This is a genomic window from Paractinoplanes ovalisporus (assembly GCF_016834655.1).
Classification (GTDB): Bacteria; Actinomycetota; Actinomycetes; order Mycobacteriales; family Micromonosporaceae; genus Actinoplanes; species Actinoplanes ovalisporus.
Window position 1 is genome coordinate 26,110 of record NZ_JAENHP010000025.1, and the last position, 19,762, is coordinate 45,871.

The following is a 19,762-nucleotide window of genomic DNA, read 5'->3' on the forward strand; positions in this document are numbered from 1 at the left end:
CGCATCCCGGCCGCCCCCGCTGTCATGTGGAACCTAACGTCGCTTGTTGCCCCCGCTGGGCCGGTTGCCGGCGCCGCCGGGCCGCCCACCGCGGTTGGTGTTGCGCTTGGCCGTGGGCCGGCTGCCCGGGCGCGGGGCGGCCGACGCCAGCGCCGGGGCCTCCTCGTCCGAGTCGGTGGCGTTGGCGTTGCGCCCGGCACGCTCGGCGCGCGGGGCCACATCGCCCGAGCGGACCGCGGCCCGCCGGGCCAGCACCCGCGCCGTGTGCGCCTTGATCTTGGGCTCGCGGTCCTTGAGCGCGGTCAGCACCGGCGCCGCGAACATGATCGAGAAGAGCACGCCCAGGCCCATGCCGACGAACAGCACCAGGCCGAGGTCCTTCAACGTGCCCGCACCGAGCAGGCCGGCGCCGATGAAGAGCAGACCGCCGACCGGCAGCAGCGCCACCAGACCGGTGTTGATCGAGCGCATCAGGGTCTGGTTGACGGCCAGGTTCGCGGCCTCGCTGTAGGTGCGGGTGCTGCCCGCCGTGATGCCGCGGGTGTTCTCCTGAACCTTGTCGAACACCACCACCACGTCGTACAGCGAATAACCCAGAATCGTCAGGAAGCCGATCACCGTCGACGGGGTGACCTCGAACCCGACCAGCGAGTAGATGCCGGCCGTGACGATCAGGTCGAGCAGCAGCGACGAGATCGCCGCGACGGCCATCCGCCACTCGAACCGGACGACCAGATAGACCATCACCAGCACCAGGAAGATGACCAGGCCGAGCATGGCCTGCCGGGTCACCTGGCCACCCCAGGCGGCCGACACCTGGTCGTCGCTGATCGCTTCGGACGGCACGCCCAGATCCTCGACCAGGGCCGCCTTGGCCTGCTCGGCCTGCTGCGCGGTCATCGCCGAGGCGCGGACCGTGAACCGGGACTCGCCGCTGCCCAGGCCGGAGACCTCCTGGGCGGCGCCGATCTCGGCCCCCGGGTCGACCGACTGGATCGCCCGCTCGACCGCCTCGGACGCCTCGGCCTGGGTCAGCGTGCGATCGTCCCCGACCTTGGCCGGCACGCTGAACGACGTGCCACCGGCGAACTCGATGCCGAGGTGGAACTGGTTGATCGCGAAGCTGCCGATCGACAGCAGCACCAGCGCCGCCGCGACGATGAACCAGATCTTGCGCTTACCGATGATGTTGACGTTCGCCTCACCCGCGTACAAGCGGGCGGCAAGACCTTCGCGGGCCATGTCAGGCCTCCTTGGGGTCGGTCGAAGCGCGGCGCAGGACGCGGCCGAGACCACTGACCCGCGGCGACAGGAACGCCTTGGTGTTCGCGAACATCGTCATGATCGGGTGCCGGAAGAGGAACACCACGAGCAGGTCGAGAACAGTGGACAGACCCAGCGCGAAGGCGAAGCCCTGGACGGCGCCGACCGAGACGATGTAGAGCACGACCGCGGCGAGAATGGTGATCGCGTTCGCCGAGATGATCGTACGCCGCGCCCGGACCCAGGCTCGGGGCACCGCGCTCCGCGGACTTCGACCCTCGTGGATCTCGTCTTTCAGACGTTCGAAGTAGATGACGAACGAGTCGGCCGCGACACCCAGTGACACGATGAAGCCCGCGATGCCGGCCAGGGTCAGCGTGAAGCCCATCGACCGGCCCAGCACGACCAGCGCGCCGAAGGTCAGCAGACCCGAGATGATCAGGCTCAGGAAGATCACGGAGCCGAGCAGGCGGTAGTAGAAGAACGCGTAGATCGCGACCAGGCCCATGCCGATCGCGGCCGCGAGCAGACCGGCCTGCAGCTGCTGGATGCCCAGCGTGGCCGAGACGGTCTGGGCCGGACCCGAACTGAACGTGACCGGCAGCGCGCCGAAGTTGAGCTGGTCGGCCAGCTGCTTGGCCGAGCCCGCGTTGAACTGGCCGGTGATCTGCGAGGTGCCGGTCAGCACGCCCTGGATCTGCGGCGCCGAGATGACCGTCTTGTCGAGGACCACGGCGACGGCACAGTGCTCGACGCTGCCGTAGAGCGACTGGGCGGCGACGTAGCACGGGTCGCTCGAAGTGGCCTCGAACGCCTTGCGGGTCAGCGCGGCCCACTTGGTCGAACCCTCGCTCTTGAAGTCGAGCGAGACGACCCACTGGCCGGACTGCTGCTCGATCTGCGGGCTGGCCTTGGAGATGTCGTCACCGACGACCTCGGCCTTGTCGAGCAGGATCTTCGCACTCTGGTAGCAGGCGGCGGCCTCGGTCTTGACGTCGTCGATCGCGCCGTTGGGCCGGTCCTCGAGCTGCTTGCAGCTGATCGTCGGCACGTTGTACTGCATCTGCGCGGGCAGCACGGCCACCTCGGCGCCGGTCAGCTTCGCGAAGTTGGCGAACGGCTTGCCGGCCTCGGGGTTGCTGCTCAGGTCGACCGGGGCGGTCAGCTTCTCGGCCGCGGACCACGCGGCGGCGCCGACCTTCTTCTCGACGTCAGCCCGCTCGGCCCGCTCCTCGGCGGTGGCTGGAGCCGGGGCGCTCGCGGAGGCCGACGGGGCCGGAGCGCTCGCGCTCGGGGTCGGCGTCGGGGCCTTGGCGACCTCGCCACCACCCTGACCGCCGGTCGACGGGCTGCTGGTGGCGGCCGGGGCGCTCGCGCCCGACGAGGCCGGGGCCGACGCCGACGGGTTGGCGCCCGACGGGGCCGCGCTGGGCTGCGCCGACGGCGGGTTCAGCGCGACCGAGGCGACGTCACCGGTCGTGCCGATCAGCATGCGGAACCGCATCTGGGCGGCCTGCGACAGGTCCTTGAGCTGGTCGTCGGCCTTGCCGGCGAGGGAGACCACGATGTTGCGGTCACCCTGGATGACAACCTCGGCCTCCGAGACGCCGAGCGCGTTGACCCGGTTCTCGATGATGTTGCGGGCCTGCTCCATGCTTTCCTTCGACGGCACCTGGCCGCCCTGCACCGACGCGATGTACGTGGCCTGCGTGCCACCCACCAGGTCGAGGCCGAGCTTGGGGTGCAGACGGTCGGTGAAGCTGCCGCTCGCCCCGCCCGTGAAGAAAACCAGTACGTACAGGACGACGAAGATTCCGCCGAGCACGGCTAGCTGCCGTCCGGGATGCATTTGTCCCTGTGGTGGTCGTGCCACGGCCTTCGATCTCCCTGTGTCTTACGGCTTCGGTGTGGTGTGGTGCTTCCGGGCGCGTCGGTGGTGGCCGCGCACGCCCGACGAACCGGCCCGGCGACTTACCAACGCCGCGGGCCGGCCCGAGGGAACTACGTCAGTCCTTTTTACGCGTATCGGTCACCGGGTTGACGATCGGCTCCTCCACGGGAGGCTCGACCGGCTCCTCGACCGGGTCGGCGACAGCGGCAGCGGGCGTCTCAGCAGGAAGGACGCGAGCGATCGCGGGCCGGGCGAACCGCACCTCGACGCCGTCGGCGATCTCGAGGGTGACGACGTCGTCATCAACGGAGACGACCGTGCCGTGCAGACCGCCGATGGTGACGATCTGGTCGCCGGGACCGAGGGCGTTCTGCATCTGCTGCGCCTCGCGGCGGCGCTTCTGCTGCGGCCGGATCATGAGGAAATACATCACTGCGAAGAGCAGAACGATGAGGAGGAGCGGCGTGAAGCTGCCACCGCCGGATGCCTCGGCTGCCTGAATCACTTATAGAGCCTTCCGTTGGCCGCCGGTCGCGCGGATCACGCGCACCGGGGCGATAAGCACATCCCGGGTTGAACCGCGGCGAGTCTAATCGGTCAACCTGGGAAGTCCGAATGCGGCACACATCACGTTCGCATTACGAGGTTTTTCCCTTCGCGACCGGCTCAAGCACGGCGCGACCAGGCAAGGAGCACGGTCGCCGCATTATTCCCAACGACCGGGCGCGGACATTGCCCCGGCGACGGGAAATCTATCACCATATAGATAGAAATAGATGACTGGCCGTCATCTTACCTGGTGAACAGGTCGGGTTGAGCAACCGGCCCCGATCCGGACGTCGGCGGGGTCTTGCCAAGATGCAGCCAGCCGGCCTCGGTGGCGACCCGGCCCCGCGGCGTGCGGGCGAGCAGCCCCGCCCGTACGAGGAAAGGCTCGCAGACCTCCTCGACGGTGTCCGACTGCTCGCCGACGGCCACGGCCAGCGTGGACAGACCCACCGGGCCGCCCTTGAACGACTCGATCAGCGCCCGCAGCACGGCCCGGTCGAGCCGGTCGAGACCCAGAGCGTCCACGTCGTACACCTTCAGCGCCTCGCGGGCCGTCTCCTCGGTCACCACGCCGTCGGCGCGCACCTCGGCGAAGTCACGCACCCGCCGCAGCAGGCGGTTCGCGATGCGCGGCGTGCCCCGCGACCGGCCCGCGATCTCGGCCGCCCCACCCGCCGTGATCGGCACGCCGAGGATCCGCGCCGAGCGGTGCAGCAGCGCGTCGAGGTCTTCGGGCGAATAGAAGTCGAGGTGCGCGACGAACCCGAACCGGTCGCGCATCGGGCCCGAGAGCAGGCCGGCCCGCGTCGTCGCACCGACCAGCGTGAACGGCTCGACGTCGATCGGGATCGCGGTCGCCCCCGGCCCCTTGCCCACGATGACGTCGACCCGGAAGTCTTCCATCGCGCTGTAGAGCAGTTCCTCGGCCGGCTTGGCGATGCGGTGGATCTCGTCGATGAACAGCACGTCGCCGGGACCGAGGCTGGTCAGGATCGCGGCCAGGTCGCCCGACCGCTCGATCACCGGCCCGCTGGTCGTCCGGATCCCGGTCCCCAGCTCGGCCGCCGTGATGTTGGCCAGCGTCGTGTTGTGAACGACCAGGTCGTTCACCGTGAACGTGTGATCGTCGGCAACCGTAAGGCATCGGCACTCGGTCATCCCGGCCAGCTCGACGGAGGCGATGCGGTCCGGGGACAGTCGCTCGTCGAAACGGTCGCGGCGGGGCGCCCACTCCCGCAGCCGCATCCCGCGTTCGCCGATCGGGGTGACCCGCTCGGCGAACCGGGCCGCGTCGTCCTGACTGGTGATCGACAACCGCCACGACTCGTGCGGACGGCCCTGGTAGCGGCCGCGCTTGAGCTTCAACCGGGACTGGATGCCGAGCCGCAGAAGGAGATGCTGCGTGTCTTCGAGCAGGCCCCGCGAGACGCTGTAGAACTCGATAACGACGTCGTACCGGTCGCGGCCGCGCCGGCTCACCGTGCCGTCACAAGCGAAGTAAGCCGCCAGGAACGCGCTGACCTGCCAGTCGTCGCCCCGGAAGACGAAGCCGGGAACCCGCTTGAGCCACGCTGTCTTGTCAAGTAGGCCGGTCTCGGCGAGCCAGGGCTTCAGACCGGAGACGCGCACCAGCTCGCTGCGCGCAGAGTTCGGACGGCTCTTGTGCGAGTAGCCAAGCCGGTCGCAGACCGCGCGGAAGTCGTCGAGGACGACGGCGTCGCCACCCGTGAAGGTGACCTGGTTGCTCGTGCACCCATCACCGATCATGTATCCGGCCAGGCGGAACTCGTCCGTCTCTTCGGTACTGGTGGCCTCGGTCGACGGGCACAGGACGTTGGCCAAGGTGTCGTCCGGGGTCAGGTCGCCCGCCTTGACCCAGCCCTCGGTCGTCCAGAACGGGTGGTCGGGGGCGGCGACAACCTCGCGGCCGGTAGTGGTGCGGATTCGGACCGTGTCGAGTTCACCCTGTTCGTGAACGGCGAGGACGGCGGCCGGATCGCCGGTACGGGTGATCACCTGGTCACCGACGACGATGTCGCCCAGTCGGCGCCGCGACCCGTCGCCCATGAGCACCAGCGCGTCCACCGACACCGGCTTGCCCAGGCCGGGCGGGCCGGACAAAAGGATGTGGTCGGGCGGGGTGCCGCGGCCCATCGCCCCCTTCAGGAGCAGTTCGAGCTGGTCGCGGACCCGGTGCTGGGCGATGAAGTCGGCCAGGCGGCGCGGGCGGACGCTTGCCTCGGCGTCGAGGTCTTCGTCGCCCGCGTCGGGCGAGACCAGGTCGCTCATCGGGCCTTGCCCAGCAGGCGGATGGCCTGGCGCAGCAGCACGGGCACGGGCGGCGTCTCGCCGTCGATGCTCTCGGCGACCGCGGCCACCGCCTGGTCGGCCTGGGCGGCGGACCAGCCGAGCGCGAGCACACCCTGGCGCACCTGCTCCTGCCAGGCGCCGTTGAGCACCCCGGCCGGGGCGCCGTCGGCCAGCGGCATCGGGCCGATGCGGTCGCGCAGCTCGAGGACCATGCGCTCGGCGCCCTTCTTGCCGATGCCGGGCACCCGGGTCAGCGTGGCCAGGTCGCCCCCGGCGATCGCGCGGCGCACCGTCTCGGGCTGGTGCACGGCCAGCACGGCCTGGGCCAGGCGGGGGCCGACGCCGCTCGCGGTCTGGAGCAGCTCGAACAGGTGCTTCTCGTCGTCGTCGGCGAAGCCGTAGAGGGTCAGCGAGTCTTCCCGCACCACCATGCTGGTGGCGAGCCGGGCCTCGGCGCCCGCCTTGAGGCCGGCCAGGGTGCCGGGGGCGCACTGCACCTGCAGGCCGACGCCGCCGACCTCGATGACGGCGCCGTCCGGCATGATCGCGGCGACCACGCCCCGCACACTGGCGATCATCCGCGGACTCTCCCTCGTCGTGCGGCCGCGACGGCCGCGGCCTGGATGCGGGCGCGGGTTCCGCCGCGCCAGATGTGGCAGATGGCGAGCGCGAGCGCGTCGGCCGCGTCGGCCGGTTTGGGTGGCGCGTCGAGCGAGAGCAGACGCGTGACCATCGCCGTCACCTGAGCCTTGCCGGCCGTTCCGGAGCCGGTGACGGCCGCCTTGACCTCGCTCGGCGTGTAGGTCTGCACGGGCAGTCCGGCCCGGGCCCCGGCCAGCACCCCGACCGCGCTGGCCTGGGCGGTGCCCATCACCGTACGGACGTTGTGCTGGGAAAAGACCCGCTCGACGGCCACACTCTCGGGTTTGTGCTCGGCCACCAGTTCGGCCAGCGACTTGTCGAGGTGCAGCAGGCGGAGCGAGATGTCGTCGTCGGGCTCGGTGTAGACCACGTAGTAGCCGATCAGCTTGCACGGCCGGCCGGGCACGCCCTCGACGACACCGACCCCGCAGCGGGTGAGACCCGGGTCGATGCCGAGTACGCGCACCACGGACCTCCCCTGTCTCACGTACGTGTGTTCGACACCCTAATACGCGGCCCTCTTGCGCCCGGCAGCGACACGCCTCGACGATGGGGCGGGGGTGTGTGAGCCATGTATCTCGTTCCGCCCATGGACGACGAGCCGCCACCGGCGTACGTCGCCTTCGTCGCCACCCATCTCGACGACCTGCGCCGTGAGACGAACCGGCTGGTCGGCGGGGACACCGAGGCCGCCCATCTCTACATGGACGTGCTGGCCGATGTCGCCGGCCACTGGCGCCGTCTGTCGTGGCGCCGCCGGCTGCTGGGCCGGCCCTACGCCGTGCCCGATTACATGCGACACCGATTGGCCGTACGCACGAAGCAGTGGCGTGACGAGCAGATCTACGAGGTGGACGTCCGTGTGCTGCGGCCGCCCGCCTACTCCCCCTCGTTCTATGGCCGGGGCGGCAGTCTGGCCCTGCGCAAGGCGGGCCTGATCCCGGGCACCGTGCGCGGGAGCGTGGTCGCCCGGGCCGACGCCGGCATCGCGTGGTGCCAGGCCTATCGGCGTCAGCAGTGGCACGCGGTGGGCCGCCGGATCGTCTTCGGCATCCTTCTCATCGCCACCCTGATTCAGTCCATGCAGTGGCTGTCGGTGGATTACTGAGAATGGCCTGAGCCATCGACGGGCGACATTCAGCCGACCGCGATGTCGGGGTATTCGGCTTCCAGTTCGGACAGCAGCACGTTGCGTTCCCGGCCATAGATCGGTTCGCCGCCCGCCAGCAGCAACCGGTGGACGAGAACGAAGGCGTCGTGCTCGGCGTGGTCGGGGGTGCGGTCGACGATCCAGTACTCCGGGATGCCGTGCTCGGCGTACCAGGCCGCCTTGTCGGTGTATTCGCCGTTGGCCGCGTCCTCCGAGACGATCTCGACGACGAGGCTGAACGAGCTGGCCGGCAGGTTGGAATAGGTGCCCAGGCCGGGCGGCAGGCGCGTGACGACGCCGAGGTCGGGGACACGGTTGTCGCGCGGCCGGTCACCCCGTACGCCGGGATCGGTGAAGACGTTGTGGCCCGAGGCGTGCAGCATGAGCAGCACCCGGCGCGCGATGACCTTGTGCCAGAAGCTGGAGGGGGCCGCGATCACGAGATTGCCCTGGCGAAGCTCGTAGCGGTAGGGCTTGGGCAGCGACGCGAGGTCGTCGACGTCGAGATCTTCGATGGGCGGTAGCGAGAGGCCGGACATGGCGGGTCACACCTCCCGGAAAGGCGAAGCGGGGCCGATCACTGACCGGCCCCGCCACCATACTGTCTGTGTTCCTAAGCGTCGATGGCCGCCATGACCTCGTCGCTGATCTCCGCGTTGGGGTAGACCTCCTGGACGTCGTCGCAGTCGTCGAGGGCGTCGACCAGCTTCATGAGCTTGCGCGCGCCTTCCTCGTCGAGCGGGACGGACATCGTCGGGAGCAACGGGCGCTCGGCCGAGTCGTACTCCATCCCGGCGTCCTGCAGGGCGGTGCGCACCGCGACCAGGTCGGCCGGCTCGCTGACCACCTCGAACGAGTCGCCGAGGTCGTTGATCTCCTCGGCGCCGGCGTCGAGGACGGCCAGCATCAGGTCGTCCTCGCTGAGGCCGGCCTTGGGGACGACCACCACGCCCTTGCGGTTGAACAGGTAGGACACGCTGCCGGCGTCGGCGAACGTGCCGCCGTTGCGGGTCAGGGCCGTGCGCACCTCGGTGGCGGCGCGGTTCCGGTTGTCGGTGAGGCACTCGATCAGCAGGGCGACACCGTTGGGGCCGTAACCCTCGTACATGATCGTCTGCCAGTCGGCGCCGCCGGCCTCGAGACCGGAGCCGCGCTTGACCGCGTTGTCGATGTTGTTGTTGGGCACCGAGCTCTTCTTCGCCTTCTGGATGGCGTCGTAGAGCGTCGGGTTACCGGCCGGGTCTCCGCCGCCGGTGCGGGCCGCGACCTCGATGTTCTTGATGAGCTTGGCGAACATCTTGCCGCGCTTGGCGTCGATGACGGCCTTCTTGTGCTTGGTCGTCGCCCATTTTGAGTGGCCGGACATGCGAAACCTCCGTGTCGTACCTAAGCGTCTACGGCCTGGCGGACCATCTCGACGAAGTACCGGTGGACGCGGAGGTCGCCGGTGAGCTCCGGGTGGAAAGCCGTGGCGAGCAGGTTCCCCTGCCGAACGGCGACAATCCTACCGGCGGCCGGCCCGTCCTTGACGCGGCCCAACACCCGCACGTCGTCGCCGACCTCTTCGACCCATGGCGCCCGGATGAAGACGGCGTGAAAATCCCCGCCCTCGATCTCGTCGATCGGCACCGCGCCCTCGAACGAGTCGACCTGCCGGCCGAACGCGTTGCGACGCACCGTCATGTCGATTCCCTGGAACGATTCCTGGTCGGGCCGCCCGTCCAGCACCGTCGTGGCCAGCATGATCATGCCCGCGCACGAGCCGTAGACCGGCATGCCGTCGGCGATCCGCTTGCGGATCGGGTCGAGCAGCCCGAACGACACCGCCAGCTTGCTGATCGCGGTCGATTCGCCACCCGGGATGACCAGGGCTTCGACGTCGCCGAGCTCGTCGGGCCGACGGACCGGCCGGGCCAGGGCGTCGCTCTCGGCCAGCGCCGCGAGGTGTTCCCGCACGTCGCCCTGCAGGGCCAGCACTCCGATGTTCACGCACCCCAGCTTAGGCTCGGGGCGTGTTCGCCTTGCGCAGGGTGCGCGACCACATCGACCGCCACAGCTCGGCGGCGCTCACGCTGAGCGACCTGGCCGCGCTGGGTGGCATGTCCCGGTTCCATCTCGTACGCACCTTCCGCGCGGCGTACGGGGAAACTCCCATGCGCTACCTGTCCCGCCGGCGCGTCGCCCAGGCCCAGGAGCTTCTGCGGTACGCCAACCTGACCGTCACCGAGGTCTGCATGGCGGTCGGCTACACGTCGCTGGGCTCGTTCTCGTCCCGCTTCACCGAGCTGGTGGGCGAGAGCCCGACCGCGTATCAGCGCCGCTGGGCCGCCGCGACGCCGCACATCCCCGGCTGCTGGTTGTTCATGCACGGAGTGATTGCAATTCTGGATAAGCAGCCTCCGGTCGGCGGTTCTAGCGTCGAGCCATGATTCTCAACGTCTCGCTGATGACCGTGTACTGCCTCGACCAGAACGCCACCCGCGACTTCTACGTGCGCCACCTGGGTTTCGAGCCGCGCGTGGACGCCACGATGGGCGAGCTGCGCTGGGTGACGCTGGCCCATCCCAACCAGCCCGAGCTGGAACTGACCCTGATGGTGCCCGGGCCGCCGCTCTCCCTCGAGGCGGCCGCCTTCGTCCGGGGCCAGCTCGAGGCGGGCCAGATGGGCGGGTTCGGTCTGCGCGTCGACGACTGCCGCAAGACCTTCGCCGAGCTGTCCGGGGCCGGTGTCGAGTTTCTCCAGGAGCCGGCCGACCGCCCGTACGGGGTCGAGGCCGTGATGCGCGACAACACCGGGAACTGGCTGGTGCTCGTCGAGAAGAAGGACTTCCGCCCCGAGGACCTGGCCTGACCGGTGGCGGCAGCCGGCGCGGGCACCTGCCCCGGCGGTCGCGAGCACATCCGGCAGCGGGCGCGGGCGTTGTCCACAATTCCACGCTGTCCACAGGGGCGGCCCCGGACGGCTCCAAAGATCGCTGATCCGCGCCACAATGACGCCGTTGGGAGGAGGCCCCCGGTTGGGGTGGGCCATGAGGTCGGTAACTCCTAGGGCGAGATGATCGGCGAATCCCGCGGGCGTGGCGATCGGCAACTCCTAGGGCGCGGGACCGCCGCCGGGGAAAGTGGGACGAAAGGGTTGCCGAGGCAGGCCACCGGGGGGTCGATTGGCCATCGGCCGGAGGGGTCGACGTGGATACGATCCGGACGAAACCAACCCCGTCCGAGGAGCCGAATCACCATGTCTGAGGAGAACCAGTCCGCCGTCGGGACCGCCCGGGTCAAGCGCGGCATGGCGGAGATGCTCAAGGGCGGCGTGATCATGGACGTCGTCACGCCGGAGCAGGCGAAGATCGCTGAGGACGCCGGGGCGGTGGCGGTCATGGCTCTGGAGCGGGTGCCGGCCGACATCCGCGCCCAGGGCGGCGTGTCCCGAATGTCCGACCCTGACATGATCGACGGCATCATCAACGCCGTGTCGATCCCGGTCATGGCCAAGGCCCGCATCGGCCACTTCGTCGAGGCGCAGGTGCTGCAGGCGCTCGGCGTCGACTACGTGGACGAGTCCGAGGTGCTGACCCCGGCCGACTACGCCAACCACATCGACAAGTGGAACTTCACGGTGCCGTTCGTCTGCGGCGCCACCAACCTGGGCGAGGCGCTGCGCCGCATCACCGAGGGCGCCGCGATGATCCGGTCCAAGGGCGAGGCCGGCACCGGCGACGTCTCGAACGCGACCACCCACATGCGCAAGATCCGTCAGGAGATCCGCCGGCTGCAGACGCTGCCCGAAGACGAGCTCTTCGTGGCGGCCAAGGAGCTTCAGGCGCCGTACGAGCTGGTCCGTGAGGTGGCCGAGCGGGGCAAGCTGCCGGTGGTGCTGTTCACCGCGGGTGGCATCGCGACCCCGGCCGACGCGGCCATGATGATGCAGCTGGGCGCCGAGGGGGTGTTCGTCGGCTCGGGCATCTTCAAGTCGGGCAACCCGGCCCAGCGGGCGGCCGCGATCGTCAAGGCGACCACGTTCCACGACGACCCCGACGTGCTGGCCAAGGTGTCGCGCGGGCTGGGCGAGGCCATGGTCGGCATCAACGTCGAGGACGAGCCGGTGCCACACCGTCTTTCCGAGCGCGGCTGGTAAGAGCGCGGCCGGTAAGGGGGTCTCAGACCGGCTCGAGCGGAGCCGCCGGAACCGGCGCCGGGGCGGGGATCGCCGGCGGCATCGGCGGCTCCTCGATGTCGAAATACTGCGGTCGCGGATAGCGCCGGGCCATCCGCAACGCGCGCACGAGCAGCCGGCGACGAGCGGTCAGAGCATCGCGGACGAGGTCGGTGTGCACCTGCCGGGCGAGCACCACCCGCCGGCTGGAGGCGACGAGCGTGCGGGTCGCGGAATCCGCGCCGGAGAGCGTGACCGCCTGCAGCTGGCGGGTCAGGTCGTTCTCGGCCGACTCGCGCTCGTCGGCGCCGGCGTCGAGCGCGAGTCGCGCCGCCGCGTAGAGCTCGACGATGTCGCCCTGTTCGGCCACCACCGCCGCCGCGGCGGCCCGGCGCATCAGATGGGCGTCGAGGGCCCGCTCGGCCGACTGGGCGCGCAGGTGCACCCGCTCGACCCGGTGGGCCGTCCAGCCGAGGTAGGCCGCGAGCAGCACGACGGCCGCGACGGCACCCAGGACCCACCACATGGCGGGAATGGTAGTGCCCGCAGGCACCCGATGGTCAGGCGCCGGAACGTGGTTCGGCCCACTCGTCGTCCATGACCCGGCCGTCGGTGGCCTCTATCGCCGTTGCGTAGACCTCGAGGACACGCTGCGCCACGGTCGTCCAGTCGAAGGCCATGACCGCCTCCGCGGCCGCCCGGGACAGCTCGGCCCGGCGGGCGGGGTCGTCGAGCAGCGCATCGAGCAGAACACACAGCGCATCGGCATCACCGGTGGTGAACAACGCCCCGGCCCGGCCGCCGTCGAGCACGCGCCGGAACGCGTCGAGGTCGCTGGCCGCGATCGCCGTGCCGGCCGCCATCGCCTCGGTCAGGATCATCCCGAAGCTCTCGCCACCGGTGTTGGGCGCCACATAGATGTCGACGCTCCGGAGCATGCGCGCTTTGTCCGCTTCCGACACCAATCCGAGAAATGTCACCCGATCGTGCAGATCAACCGGAATTTCGGCATAAAGGTCCTGAGAAGCGCCCGGCCCAGCCACCAGCAGACGCAGTCCGGGACGTCGCCGCGCCAAAACCACGAAGGCCGCCCGCAGAAGATCGAACCCTTTGCGCGGCTCGGTGAAACGGCCGAGGAAACCCAACGTCCCGCCGCCCCCGGGCCACCCGTCCAGCGCCGAGGCGGAGGCGAACTTCGACACGGCCACCCCGTTGGGGATCTCCACCGCTCCCCCGCCGAGGTGTTCCACCTGCACCTTGCGGGCCAGCTCACTGACCGCGATCCGCGCCGTGATCTTCTCGACGACCAGCTGCAGCATGCCCTGAGCAGCGGAGAGGGCTCGAGAGCGGGTCATCGCGGTGTGGAACGTGGCCACCACCGGCCCGCGTGCGGAGAGCACGGCCAGCAGCGACAGGCTCAGCGTCATGGGTTCGTGCACGTGGAGCACGTCGAACTGGCCGGCCTTGAGCCAGCGCCGCACCCGCGCGGTCGACACCGGGCCGAACGCGATCCGGGCGACCGAGCCGTTGTAGGGCAGCGGCACGGCGCGACCGGCCGAGACCACGTACGGGGGGAGCTCCGCGTCCTCGTCGGCCGGGGCCAGCACGCTGACCTCGTGGCCGAGACTGATCAGCGCCTCGGACAGGTCCATGATGTGGTTCTGCACGCCGCCGGGCACGTCGAACGAGTAGGGCGAGACGATCCCGATCCGCATGTCCCGACCCCCTAGAGCCACAGTTTCTGCAGCATGTGCCAGTCCTGCGGGTGGTCCGCGATGCCGACGGCGAAGGCGTCGGCGATCAGTTGGGTGGTCATCTTGACCCGCACGTCGAGCGCGCCCTCGGTGGGCGGCGTGATGCGGCGCAGCACCGCGCGCGTCTGGGTCTCGGTGAAGAAGAGGTCAACCGCGAACAACGGCGCCCCGGTGCGGATGGCCAGGATCGCGGGCCCGGCCGGCATCTTGGTGCGCCCGCCGAAGAACTCGACCTCGACGCCGTTGCGGGACAGGTCACGGTCGCCCAGCAGGCACACGGCGTAGCCCTCCTGGAGCCGCTCGGCCAGCACCTCGATCGGGGCCCGCGGGCCTCCGGTGTGCGGCAGCACCTCCATCCCGAGCTTTCGCCGGTATGCCAGGAACTGCTCGCCGACACCCTCGGGTTTGAGCCGCTCGGCCACGGTGACCATGCGCCAGCCGTTCGAGACCACCCAGGCGGCAGCCGCGTCCCAGTTGCCGACGTGCGGCAGCACGAGAACGACGCCGTTGCCGTCGGCGATCGCCGATTTCAGCTCGGCGTAGTTCTCGTCGGACATGCCGAAACTGTCGAGGAAGAACTGCTTGCTCTGTGCGGTCAGGCGGAACGCCTCGAGCCAGTACCGCGCGTACGAGCGCAGGCCGTCACGGACCAGAAGGTCGTCCATGTCCGGCTTGACCCGCTGCAGGTTGCGCCGCAGCCGCTGGGTGCCGGGACCATTGCGCGCGTACGCCCGGTCGGCCGCGGCCCGGAACAGCCGGCGCGCGACCGGCAACGGCAGCGTCCGCACGAACCGCCACCCGGCCCGGTAGCCGAACTCGATCAGCCGGTCCTTCACGCAGCCGGTTCCTTCGTGTCATCCGGCGCGGGCTCGGTGCGCGCGGCGTGGATGAGCCGCTGGAACACGGTGACGATGGAGAGCGCGGCCAGGACCCAGAGCGCGGCCGGCAGACCCCAGTCGAGACCGGCCCCGCCCAGCAGACCGCCGATGCCGACGATCACGAGGCGTTCCAGGCGCTCGGCGATGCCGACGTCGGCGTTCAGGCCGAGGCTCTGGGCCCGCGCCTTCACATACGAGACGACCTGGCCCGCGGAGAGGCTGATCAGGGCGGCGACCATTCCCCCGTACGGGTTGCCTTCGCCGGCCAGGTAGTAGACGACCGCACCGAAGACCGCGGCGTCGGCCAGCCGGTCGAGCGACGAGTCGAGCAGGGCGCCGAACTTGCGGTTGTTCGGGGCCATCCGGGCCATCGTGCCGTCGAGCGCGTCGGTCAGGGCGAACGCGGTGACGATCACCGTGCCCCAGATGAGATGCCCCATCGCGCCGAAGTAGGAGCCGATCAGCACGCCGACGAGGCCGGCGATGGTGACGGCGTTGGGGGTGACCCCGAGGCGCAGCAGAAAGCGTGCGGTCGGGTTGACGCCGTATGCGATGACGGCGCGCGCAGGTACTTGGACGATCTTTGCCATGGCCGTCCCACCTTATCGGCGCTGAGCTGGTCCTGGCTCCTGGGCAGTATGCCGTGGCCGTATCGTCATCCATCCCACCGCCCCGCCCACCGCCCCGCCCGCCACCCCGGACCGGAACGAAGGCATTCTTAGAACGTTCTGCGACTACAAAGGGTTGCTCTCCCACCACCGGCGGGTGTGGGATTCAGGAACAGCGTCGTAACAGTCATGAAATGGACAGGAGCGGTCGCATGGCGTCGAAGACCTCGGAGAAGGGGCTCAACGGCGCTGCGGCGCCGGTGGTGACCGAGCCCGGCAGAGTACGCAACGTGGTGCTGGTGGGGCACTCCGGCGCGGGCAAGACCACCCTGGTCGAAGCCCTGCTGGCGGCCACCGGGACGATCTCCCGGGCCGGCTCGGTGACCGACGGCACCACGGTGTCGGACCACGACCCGGCCGCGATCCGCCAGCAGCGCTCGGTCGCGCTGGCGTGCGCGCCCCTCGTGCACCAGGATGTCAAGATCAATCTGCTCGACACCCCCGGCTACGCCGACTTCGTCGGGGAGCTGCGCGCCGGCCTGCGGGCCGCGGACGCCGCGCTCTTCGTCGTCTCGGCGGTCGACGGCGTCGACGACGCCACGGTCTCGCTCTGGGAGGAGTGCGCCGCGGTCGGCATGCCCCGCGCCGTGACGATCACCCGCCTCGACCACCCCCGCGCCGACTACGAGGACACCCTGGCCACCATCCAGGAGGCGTTCGGCGAAAATGTCATGCCGATCTACCAGCCCATGCTGGGTGACGACGGCGTGTCCGTGGTGGGCCTGATCGGCCTGGTCACGCTGCGGGTCCTCGACTACTCCGAGGGCTACCCGCCGCGGGCCGGCGAGGCCGAGCCGGAACACCTGAACCCGATTGCCGACGACCGCAACGCGCTCATCGAGGGGATCATCGCCGAGAGCGAGGACGAGTCCCTGATGGACCGCTACCTCGGCGGCGAACTGATCAGCACCGACACGCTGCTGCCCGACCTCGAGAAGGCGGTCGCCCGCGGCAACTTCTACCCGGTCATCCCGGTCTGCGCCGAGACCGGGGTGGGGCTCGACGCGCTGCTCGACGGCCTGGTCAGCGGCGCGCCGTCGCCGCTGGAGCACGACCTTCCGGTGGTCACCGGCGTCGACGGCTCGGCCCGCCCGCCGCTGACCTGCGACCCCGACGGCCCGTTGGTGGCCGAGGTGGTCAAGACCACGATCGACCGCCACGTGGGCCGGGTCTCGCTGGTGCGGGTGTTCTCGGGCACGCTGCGCCCCGAGCAGACGCTGCACGTGTCGGGGCACGGGCTGGCCGACCGCGGCCACCCCGACCACGACGCCGACGAGCGGGTCGCCCACGTCTATTCACCGCTCGGCGCCACCCTGCGCGAGGTGCCGCAGTGCATCGCCGGTGACATCTGCGCGATCACCAAGTCGGGCAGCGCCGAGACCGGGGACACGCTCAGCGGCAAGGAACAGCCGCTGCTGATGGAGCCGTGGGCGATGCCCGAGCCGCTGCTACCGATCGCCGTGGTCGCCAAGACCCGCTCGGACGAGGACGCGCTGGCCAAAAACCTGGCCCGGCTCGTGGCCGGCGACCCGACGATGCGGCTGGAGCGCAACCCCGACACCCACCAGCTGGTGCTGTGGACCATGGGCGAGTCGCACGCCGACGTCGTGCTCGACCGGCTGCGCTCGGGCGGGGTCGAGCTCGACACCGAGCCGGTCAAGGTCGCGCTGCGCGAGACGTTCGGCTGCGGGTCGCAGGGCCACGGGCGGCACGTCAAGCAGTCCGGCGGCCACGGGCAATATGCGGTCTGCGACATCCGGGTCGAGCCGCTGCCCCGCGGATCCGGGTTCGAGTTCGTCGACAAGGTGGTGGGCGGCTCGGTGCCGCACAACTACATCCCCTCGGTCGAGAAGGGGGTGCGGGCCCAGCTCGAGCGCGGGCTGGTGGCCGGCTATCCGGTGATCGACCTGCGGGTGACGCTCTATGACGGCAAGGCGCACAGCGTCGACTCGTCGGACGCCGCGTTCCAGACCGCCGGGGCCCTGGCGCTGCGCGAGGCGGCCGCGGCCGGGCAGGTCACGCTGCTCGAGCCGATCGACGAAATTGTCGTACGGGTCCCCGACACGTACGTGGGTGCGGTCATGAGCGACCTCTCCGGCCGCCGGGGTCGTCCCCAGGGCAGCGAGGCCGACGGCGACGGGATCCACAGCCTGGTGCGGGCCGAGGTGCCGGCCACCGAGCTGGTGCGCTACGCGGTGGAACTGCGCGCCCTGTCCTCCGGCGCGGGCACGTTCACCCGCACCTACGCTCGCCACGAGCCGATGCCCCCTCATATGGCGGAAACGGTCAAGAAGGATTTCGACCGTCGATGACTTGGGCCCCGGAAACGGCTAGCGAAGCGAAGTCGTTTTCGGTGTCCAAGTCATCGACCTTCCGGGGCGAAATCCCGGAGCCGCGGAGCGGCGACCAGATGCTCAGCGTTGGCTGCCTCGCGCAAGGGGGCCAGCACCTTCTCGATCACCTGCTCCTTGCGCGGGTGGAACTTGAGCGTGCGCATCCCGTAGTTGCGGAACGCGATCGCCAGACGGCCGCCGGGCACCATGTCCTTGACCATCCGGCGGCCGAACGCCATGTTCTTCGCCACGTAGGGCCGCATCCTCTCCTCGTACGCCCCGGCGTGTCCGGTCTTGGCGATCTCGTCGGCCAGCACGTACGCCCCGACCAGCGCGAGGCTCGTGCCCTGCCCCGAGGAGGGGGCCGGGCAGTGCGCCGCGTCGCCGAGCAGCACGACCCGCCCCGATGACCAGCGTGAGATGTAGCCCCCGAGGTGGGACAGCGGCACGTCGCCGAAGGCCCGCCGCCGGGTCGCCGAGTGCAGACCGTCGGCCGCGACGACCAGGTCGTAACGCCCGCTGCGACCGCCGGAGAAGGTGACGTCGACGCCGTCGGGACCCTCCCGCAGCTGGGCACCGGGAAGACCTGCTGGACGGCGCGAAACGTGCGCTCTACGAGAAGGGCTACGCCCGCACGACGGCGCGCGACATCGTCGCCCTGTCCGGGACGAACCTCGGCTCGATCGGCTACCACTACGGCTCGACCGAGGCGCTGATGACCGCGGCGATGCTGGGCGCGATGGAGGACTGGGGCGACGAGATCGCCCGGGCGCTGGCCGGCGAGCCCGAGCAGGACGGCGGTGACCCGGTCGTCGACTTCTGGCGACGGGTGATCCACTCGATCACCACGCACCGCGAGCTGTGGCTGGCCAGCGTCGAGGTGATGATCCAGGCCGAGCACAACCCGCACCTGCGGGCCCAGCTCGCGGGCGGTCTGCAGGCGGGCCGGCGCGGCATGGCGGCGCTCGCCACCGGCACCCCGGAGGACCAGCTGGACGACCGGACCGTTCGTACGGTGGGCTCGGCTCAGATGGCCCTGATGTCGGGCGTGGTGACGCAGTGGCTCACCGACCCCGGCTCGGCACCCGGACCGGAGGAGATCGCCGAGGGCGTACGGCTGCTGGGCCGCTGACGCCTGTTGTCGAAGCTCGGCCCGGCCTCAGCCGACCGGCGCGATCTCGGGCACGCCGTGCAAGTGCAGGCCGCCCCCGCCGCGGCGCTTCGCCTCGTGCATGGCGCCGTCGGCCAGGCGCAGCAGGTCGTCCGGGCCGTCGAGGCCGGAGTGCGACAGGGCGACGCCGACGCTGGCCGGGGTCCGCAGCCGCTTCTGCCCCACCACGATCACCTCGCCCAGGGACGCCACGATCCGCTCGGCCACCACCAGCGCGTCGCGGGCCGAACTCAGGTCCTCGGTGAGCACCACGAACTCGTCGCCACCGAGCCGGCTGACGGTGTCCTCCTCGCGGACGCATTCGCGCAGCCGCTCGGCCACCGTACGCAGCAGCTGGTCGCCCACGTCGTGCCCGTGCAGGTCGTTGACCTGCTTGAAGCCGTTCAGGTCGAGCAGCAACGCGCCGACCGGGCGGCCGCTGCGGCGGGCCCGGGCGATCGCGCCGGACAACCGCTCCCGCAGCATCGCACGGTTGCCGAGCCCGGTCAGCGGGTCGCGCAGGGCCCGGTCGGTCAGCTCTCCGTTCAGGGCCACCCCGGTCAGCGCCAGCACCGCCTGGGTGTGCAGGGCCCGCAGCGCCGGGAGAACCTCGGCCGGCAGCTCGCCGTCGGAGGTGACGTGGAACCCGTCGGCGTCGAGGCCGGTCACGGTCGCGCGCACCCCGGGCAGGTCGGCCAGCAGGGTCTCGGCCGCCCGGACGGCCAGGCGCCGGACCTCCTCCCGGTCGGTGGTGGTGATCAGGGCCGCTCCCAGCTCGCTGAGCACCTGCTCGCGGGCGACGGCACGGCGCAGCGCGCGCAGGTCGGCGTCGCGACCGTGCCGCATGCGGACGACCACCAGCATCACGACCAGGATGACCGCGGCCGGCAGGAAACCGATCCACGTTTGGTGCAGACCGGACCACGCCGCGGCGACGGCGAGACCACCGACGACGAAGAGACTTGCAGCCCTGGGCATGACCCCGGATTCGGCCCGGCGGCCGCCGATCTGAGCCGGA

20 protein-coding genes and 3 pseudogenes are annotated in these 19,762 nt (G+C 70.4%); 7 read left to right on the top strand and 16 right to left on the bottom strand.

The genetic code is table 11. From position 1 onward, the window contains the following. Positions 1 to 33: 33 nt before the first annotated feature. From secF to ruvC, 7 genes and pseudogenes are all read right to left on the bottom strand, one after another. Entirely contained in the window at positions 34 to 1,242 is a 1,209-nt protein-coding gene (gene secF / locus JIG36_RS43115) for a protein translocase subunit SecF (RefSeq protein WP_203382679.1), read from the bottom strand. Between the two features lies 1 nt (position 1,243). Next, positions 1,244 to 3,112 (bottom strand): protein translocase subunit SecD, encoded by a 1,869-nt coding sequence (gene secD, locus JIG36_RS43120; protein ID WP_203382680.1) that lies wholly within the window; start codon positions 3,110 to 3,112, stop codon positions 1,244 to 1,246. 157 nt (positions 3,113 to 3,269) lie between these two features. Then, on the bottom strand, positions 3,270 to 3,659 hold the full coding sequence (gene yajC, locus JIG36_RS43125; protein ID WP_203382681.1) for a preprotein translocase subunit YajC: 390 nt from the start codon (positions 3,657 to 3,659) through the stop codon (positions 3,270 to 3,272). Positions 3,660 to 3,946: 287 nt separating this feature from the next. Continuing rightward, positions 3,947 to 4,828, bottom strand: a pseudogene (gene ruvB, locus JIG36_RS52840) (Holliday junction branch migration DNA helicase RuvB); the annotation flags it as partial. A 153-nt stretch (positions 4,829 to 4,981) separates the two neighbouring features. After that, positions 4,982 to 5,992: pseudogene (locus tag JIG36_RS54850) on the bottom strand (LAGLIDADG family homing endonuclease); the annotation flags it as partial. Next, complete coding sequence (ruvA, locus tag JIG36_RS43140) at positions 5,989 to 6,591, bottom strand: Holliday junction branch migration protein RuvA (RefSeq protein ID WP_203382682.1); 603 nt, start codon at positions 6,589 to 6,591, stop codon at positions 5,989 to 5,991. The gene ruvA and the pseudogene JIG36_RS54850, both read right to left, overlap by 4 nt. Continuing rightward, entirely contained in the window at positions 6,588 to 7,121 is a 534-nt protein-coding gene (ruvC, locus tag JIG36_RS43145; RefSeq protein ID WP_203382789.1) for a crossover junction endodeoxyribonuclease RuvC, read from the bottom strand. The genes ruvA and ruvC overlap by 4 nt, the downstream gene beginning before the upstream one ends. A gap of 105 nt (positions 7,122 to 7,226) precedes the next feature. Here ruvC and JIG36_RS43150 point away from each other — a divergent pair, with 105 nt between their 5' ends. Continuing rightward, entirely contained in the window at positions 7,227 to 7,763 is a 537-nt protein-coding gene (locus JIG36_RS43150) for a DUF3830 family protein (RefSeq protein ID WP_236049376.1), read from the top strand. Positions 7,764 to 7,792: 29 nt separating this feature from the next. Here JIG36_RS43150 and JIG36_RS43155 read toward each other — a convergent pair whose 3' ends face one another. The 3 genes from JIG36_RS43155 to pdxT form a co-directional block, all read right to left on the bottom strand. Continuing rightward, entirely contained in the window at positions 7,793 to 8,344 is a 552-nt protein-coding gene (locus tag JIG36_RS43155; RefSeq protein ID WP_203382684.1) for a Uma2 family endonuclease, read from the bottom strand. A 74-nt stretch (positions 8,345 to 8,418) separates the two neighbouring features. Further along, positions 8,419 to 9,171, bottom strand: coding sequence for a YebC/PmpR family DNA-binding transcriptional regulator (locus JIG36_RS43160; RefSeq protein ID WP_203382685.1), 753 nt, complete (start codon positions 9,169 to 9,171; stop codon positions 8,419 to 8,421). Between the two features lie 20 nt (positions 9,172 to 9,191). Continuing rightward, entirely contained in the window at positions 9,192 to 9,794 is a 603-nt protein-coding gene (pdxT, locus tag JIG36_RS43165; protein ID WP_203382686.1) for a pyridoxal 5'-phosphate synthase glutaminase subunit PdxT, read from the bottom strand. Positions 9,795 to 9,817: 23 nt separating this feature from the next. On the opposite strand from pdxT, the gene JIG36_RS43170 reads away from it, so the two are divergent. The 3 genes from JIG36_RS43170 to pdxS all read left to right on the top strand — a co-directional run bounded on the left by JIG36_RS43170 (position 9,818) and on the right by pdxS (position 11,943). Next, complete coding sequence (locus tag JIG36_RS43170; protein WP_203382687.1) at positions 9,818 to 10,234, top strand: helix-turn-helix transcriptional regulator; 417 nt, start codon at positions 9,818 to 9,820, stop codon at positions 10,232 to 10,234. Further along, complete coding sequence (locus JIG36_RS43175; RefSeq protein WP_203382688.1) at positions 10,231 to 10,656, top strand: VOC family protein; 426 nt, start codon at positions 10,231 to 10,233, stop codon at positions 10,654 to 10,656. The genes JIG36_RS43170 and JIG36_RS43175 overlap by 4 nt, the downstream gene beginning before the upstream one ends. Before the next feature lie 387 nt (positions 10,657 to 11,043). Further along, positions 11,044 to 11,943 carry a pyridoxal 5'-phosphate synthase lyase subunit PdxS gene (pdxS, locus tag JIG36_RS43180; RefSeq protein WP_203382689.1) on the top strand — a complete coding sequence of 300 codons (900 nt, stop codon included), beginning with the start codon at positions 11,044 to 11,046 and terminating at the stop codon, positions 11,941 to 11,943. A gap of 22 nt (positions 11,944 to 11,965) precedes the next feature. On the opposite strand, the gene JIG36_RS43185 is transcribed toward pdxS, so the two are convergent. From JIG36_RS43185 to pgsA, 4 genes are read right to left on the bottom strand one after another with little or no spacing between them, the layout of a single operon-like run. Then, complete coding sequence (locus JIG36_RS43185; RefSeq protein WP_203382790.1) at positions 11,966 to 12,496, bottom strand: hypothetical protein; 531 nt, start codon at positions 12,494 to 12,496, stop codon at positions 11,966 to 11,968. Between the two features lie 25 nt (positions 12,497 to 12,521). After that, positions 12,522 to 13,676: a glycosyltransferase family 4 protein gene (locus JIG36_RS43190; protein ID WP_203382690.1), complete on the bottom strand. Its 1,155-nt coding sequence runs from the start codon at positions 13,674 to 13,676 to the stop codon at positions 12,522 to 12,524. Between the two features lie 11 nt (positions 13,677 to 13,687). After that, positions 13,688 to 14,551, bottom strand: a complete 864-nt coding sequence (locus JIG36_RS43195; RefSeq protein WP_203382691.1) for a phosphatidylinositol mannoside acyltransferase — start codon at positions 14,549 to 14,551, stop codon at positions 13,688 to 13,690. Next, positions 14,548 to 15,183, bottom strand: a complete 636-nt coding sequence (gene pgsA, locus JIG36_RS43200) for a phosphatidylinositol phosphate synthase (protein WP_203382692.1) — start codon at positions 15,181 to 15,183, stop codon at positions 14,548 to 14,550. Before pgsA ends, JIG36_RS43195 begins: the two co-directional genes overlap by 4 nt. A 230-nt stretch (positions 15,184 to 15,413) precedes the next feature. Between pgsA and JIG36_RS43205 the strand changes: the two genes are divergently transcribed. Then, a complete protein-coding gene (locus JIG36_RS43205) occupies positions 15,414 to 17,573 on the top strand; it encodes an elongation factor G-like protein EF-G2 (RefSeq protein WP_203382693.1) in 2,160 nt (719 codons plus the stop codon). Positions 17,574 to 17,623: 50 nt separating this feature from the next. Here JIG36_RS43205 and JIG36_RS43210 read toward each other — a convergent pair whose 3' ends face one another. After that, on the bottom strand, positions 17,624 to 18,043 hold the full coding sequence (locus JIG36_RS43210) for an FAD-dependent oxidoreductase (protein WP_307873143.1): 420 nt from the start codon (positions 18,041 to 18,043) through the stop codon (positions 17,624 to 17,626). A 140-nt stretch (positions 18,044 to 18,183) separates the two neighbouring features. Between JIG36_RS43210 and JIG36_RS52850 the strand changes: the two are divergent. After that, positions 18,184 to 18,258, top strand: a pseudogene (locus JIG36_RS52850) (TetR family transcriptional regulator); the annotation flags it as partial. Between the two features lie 51 nt (positions 18,259 to 18,309). Beyond that, positions 18,310 to 18,726, top strand: a complete 417-nt coding sequence (locus JIG36_RS43215; protein ID WP_236049379.1) for an acyl-CoA-like ligand-binding transcription factor — start codon at positions 18,310 to 18,312, stop codon at positions 18,724 to 18,726. Between the two features lie 27 nt (positions 18,727 to 18,753). Here the strand turns inward: JIG36_RS43215 and JIG36_RS43220 are convergent, their stop codons facing one another. After that, complete coding sequence (locus tag JIG36_RS43220; protein ID WP_203382694.1) at positions 18,754 to 19,722, bottom strand: GGDEF domain-containing protein; 969 nt, start codon at positions 19,720 to 19,722, stop codon at positions 18,754 to 18,756. Between the last annotated feature and the right edge of the window lie 40 nt (positions 19,723 to 19,762).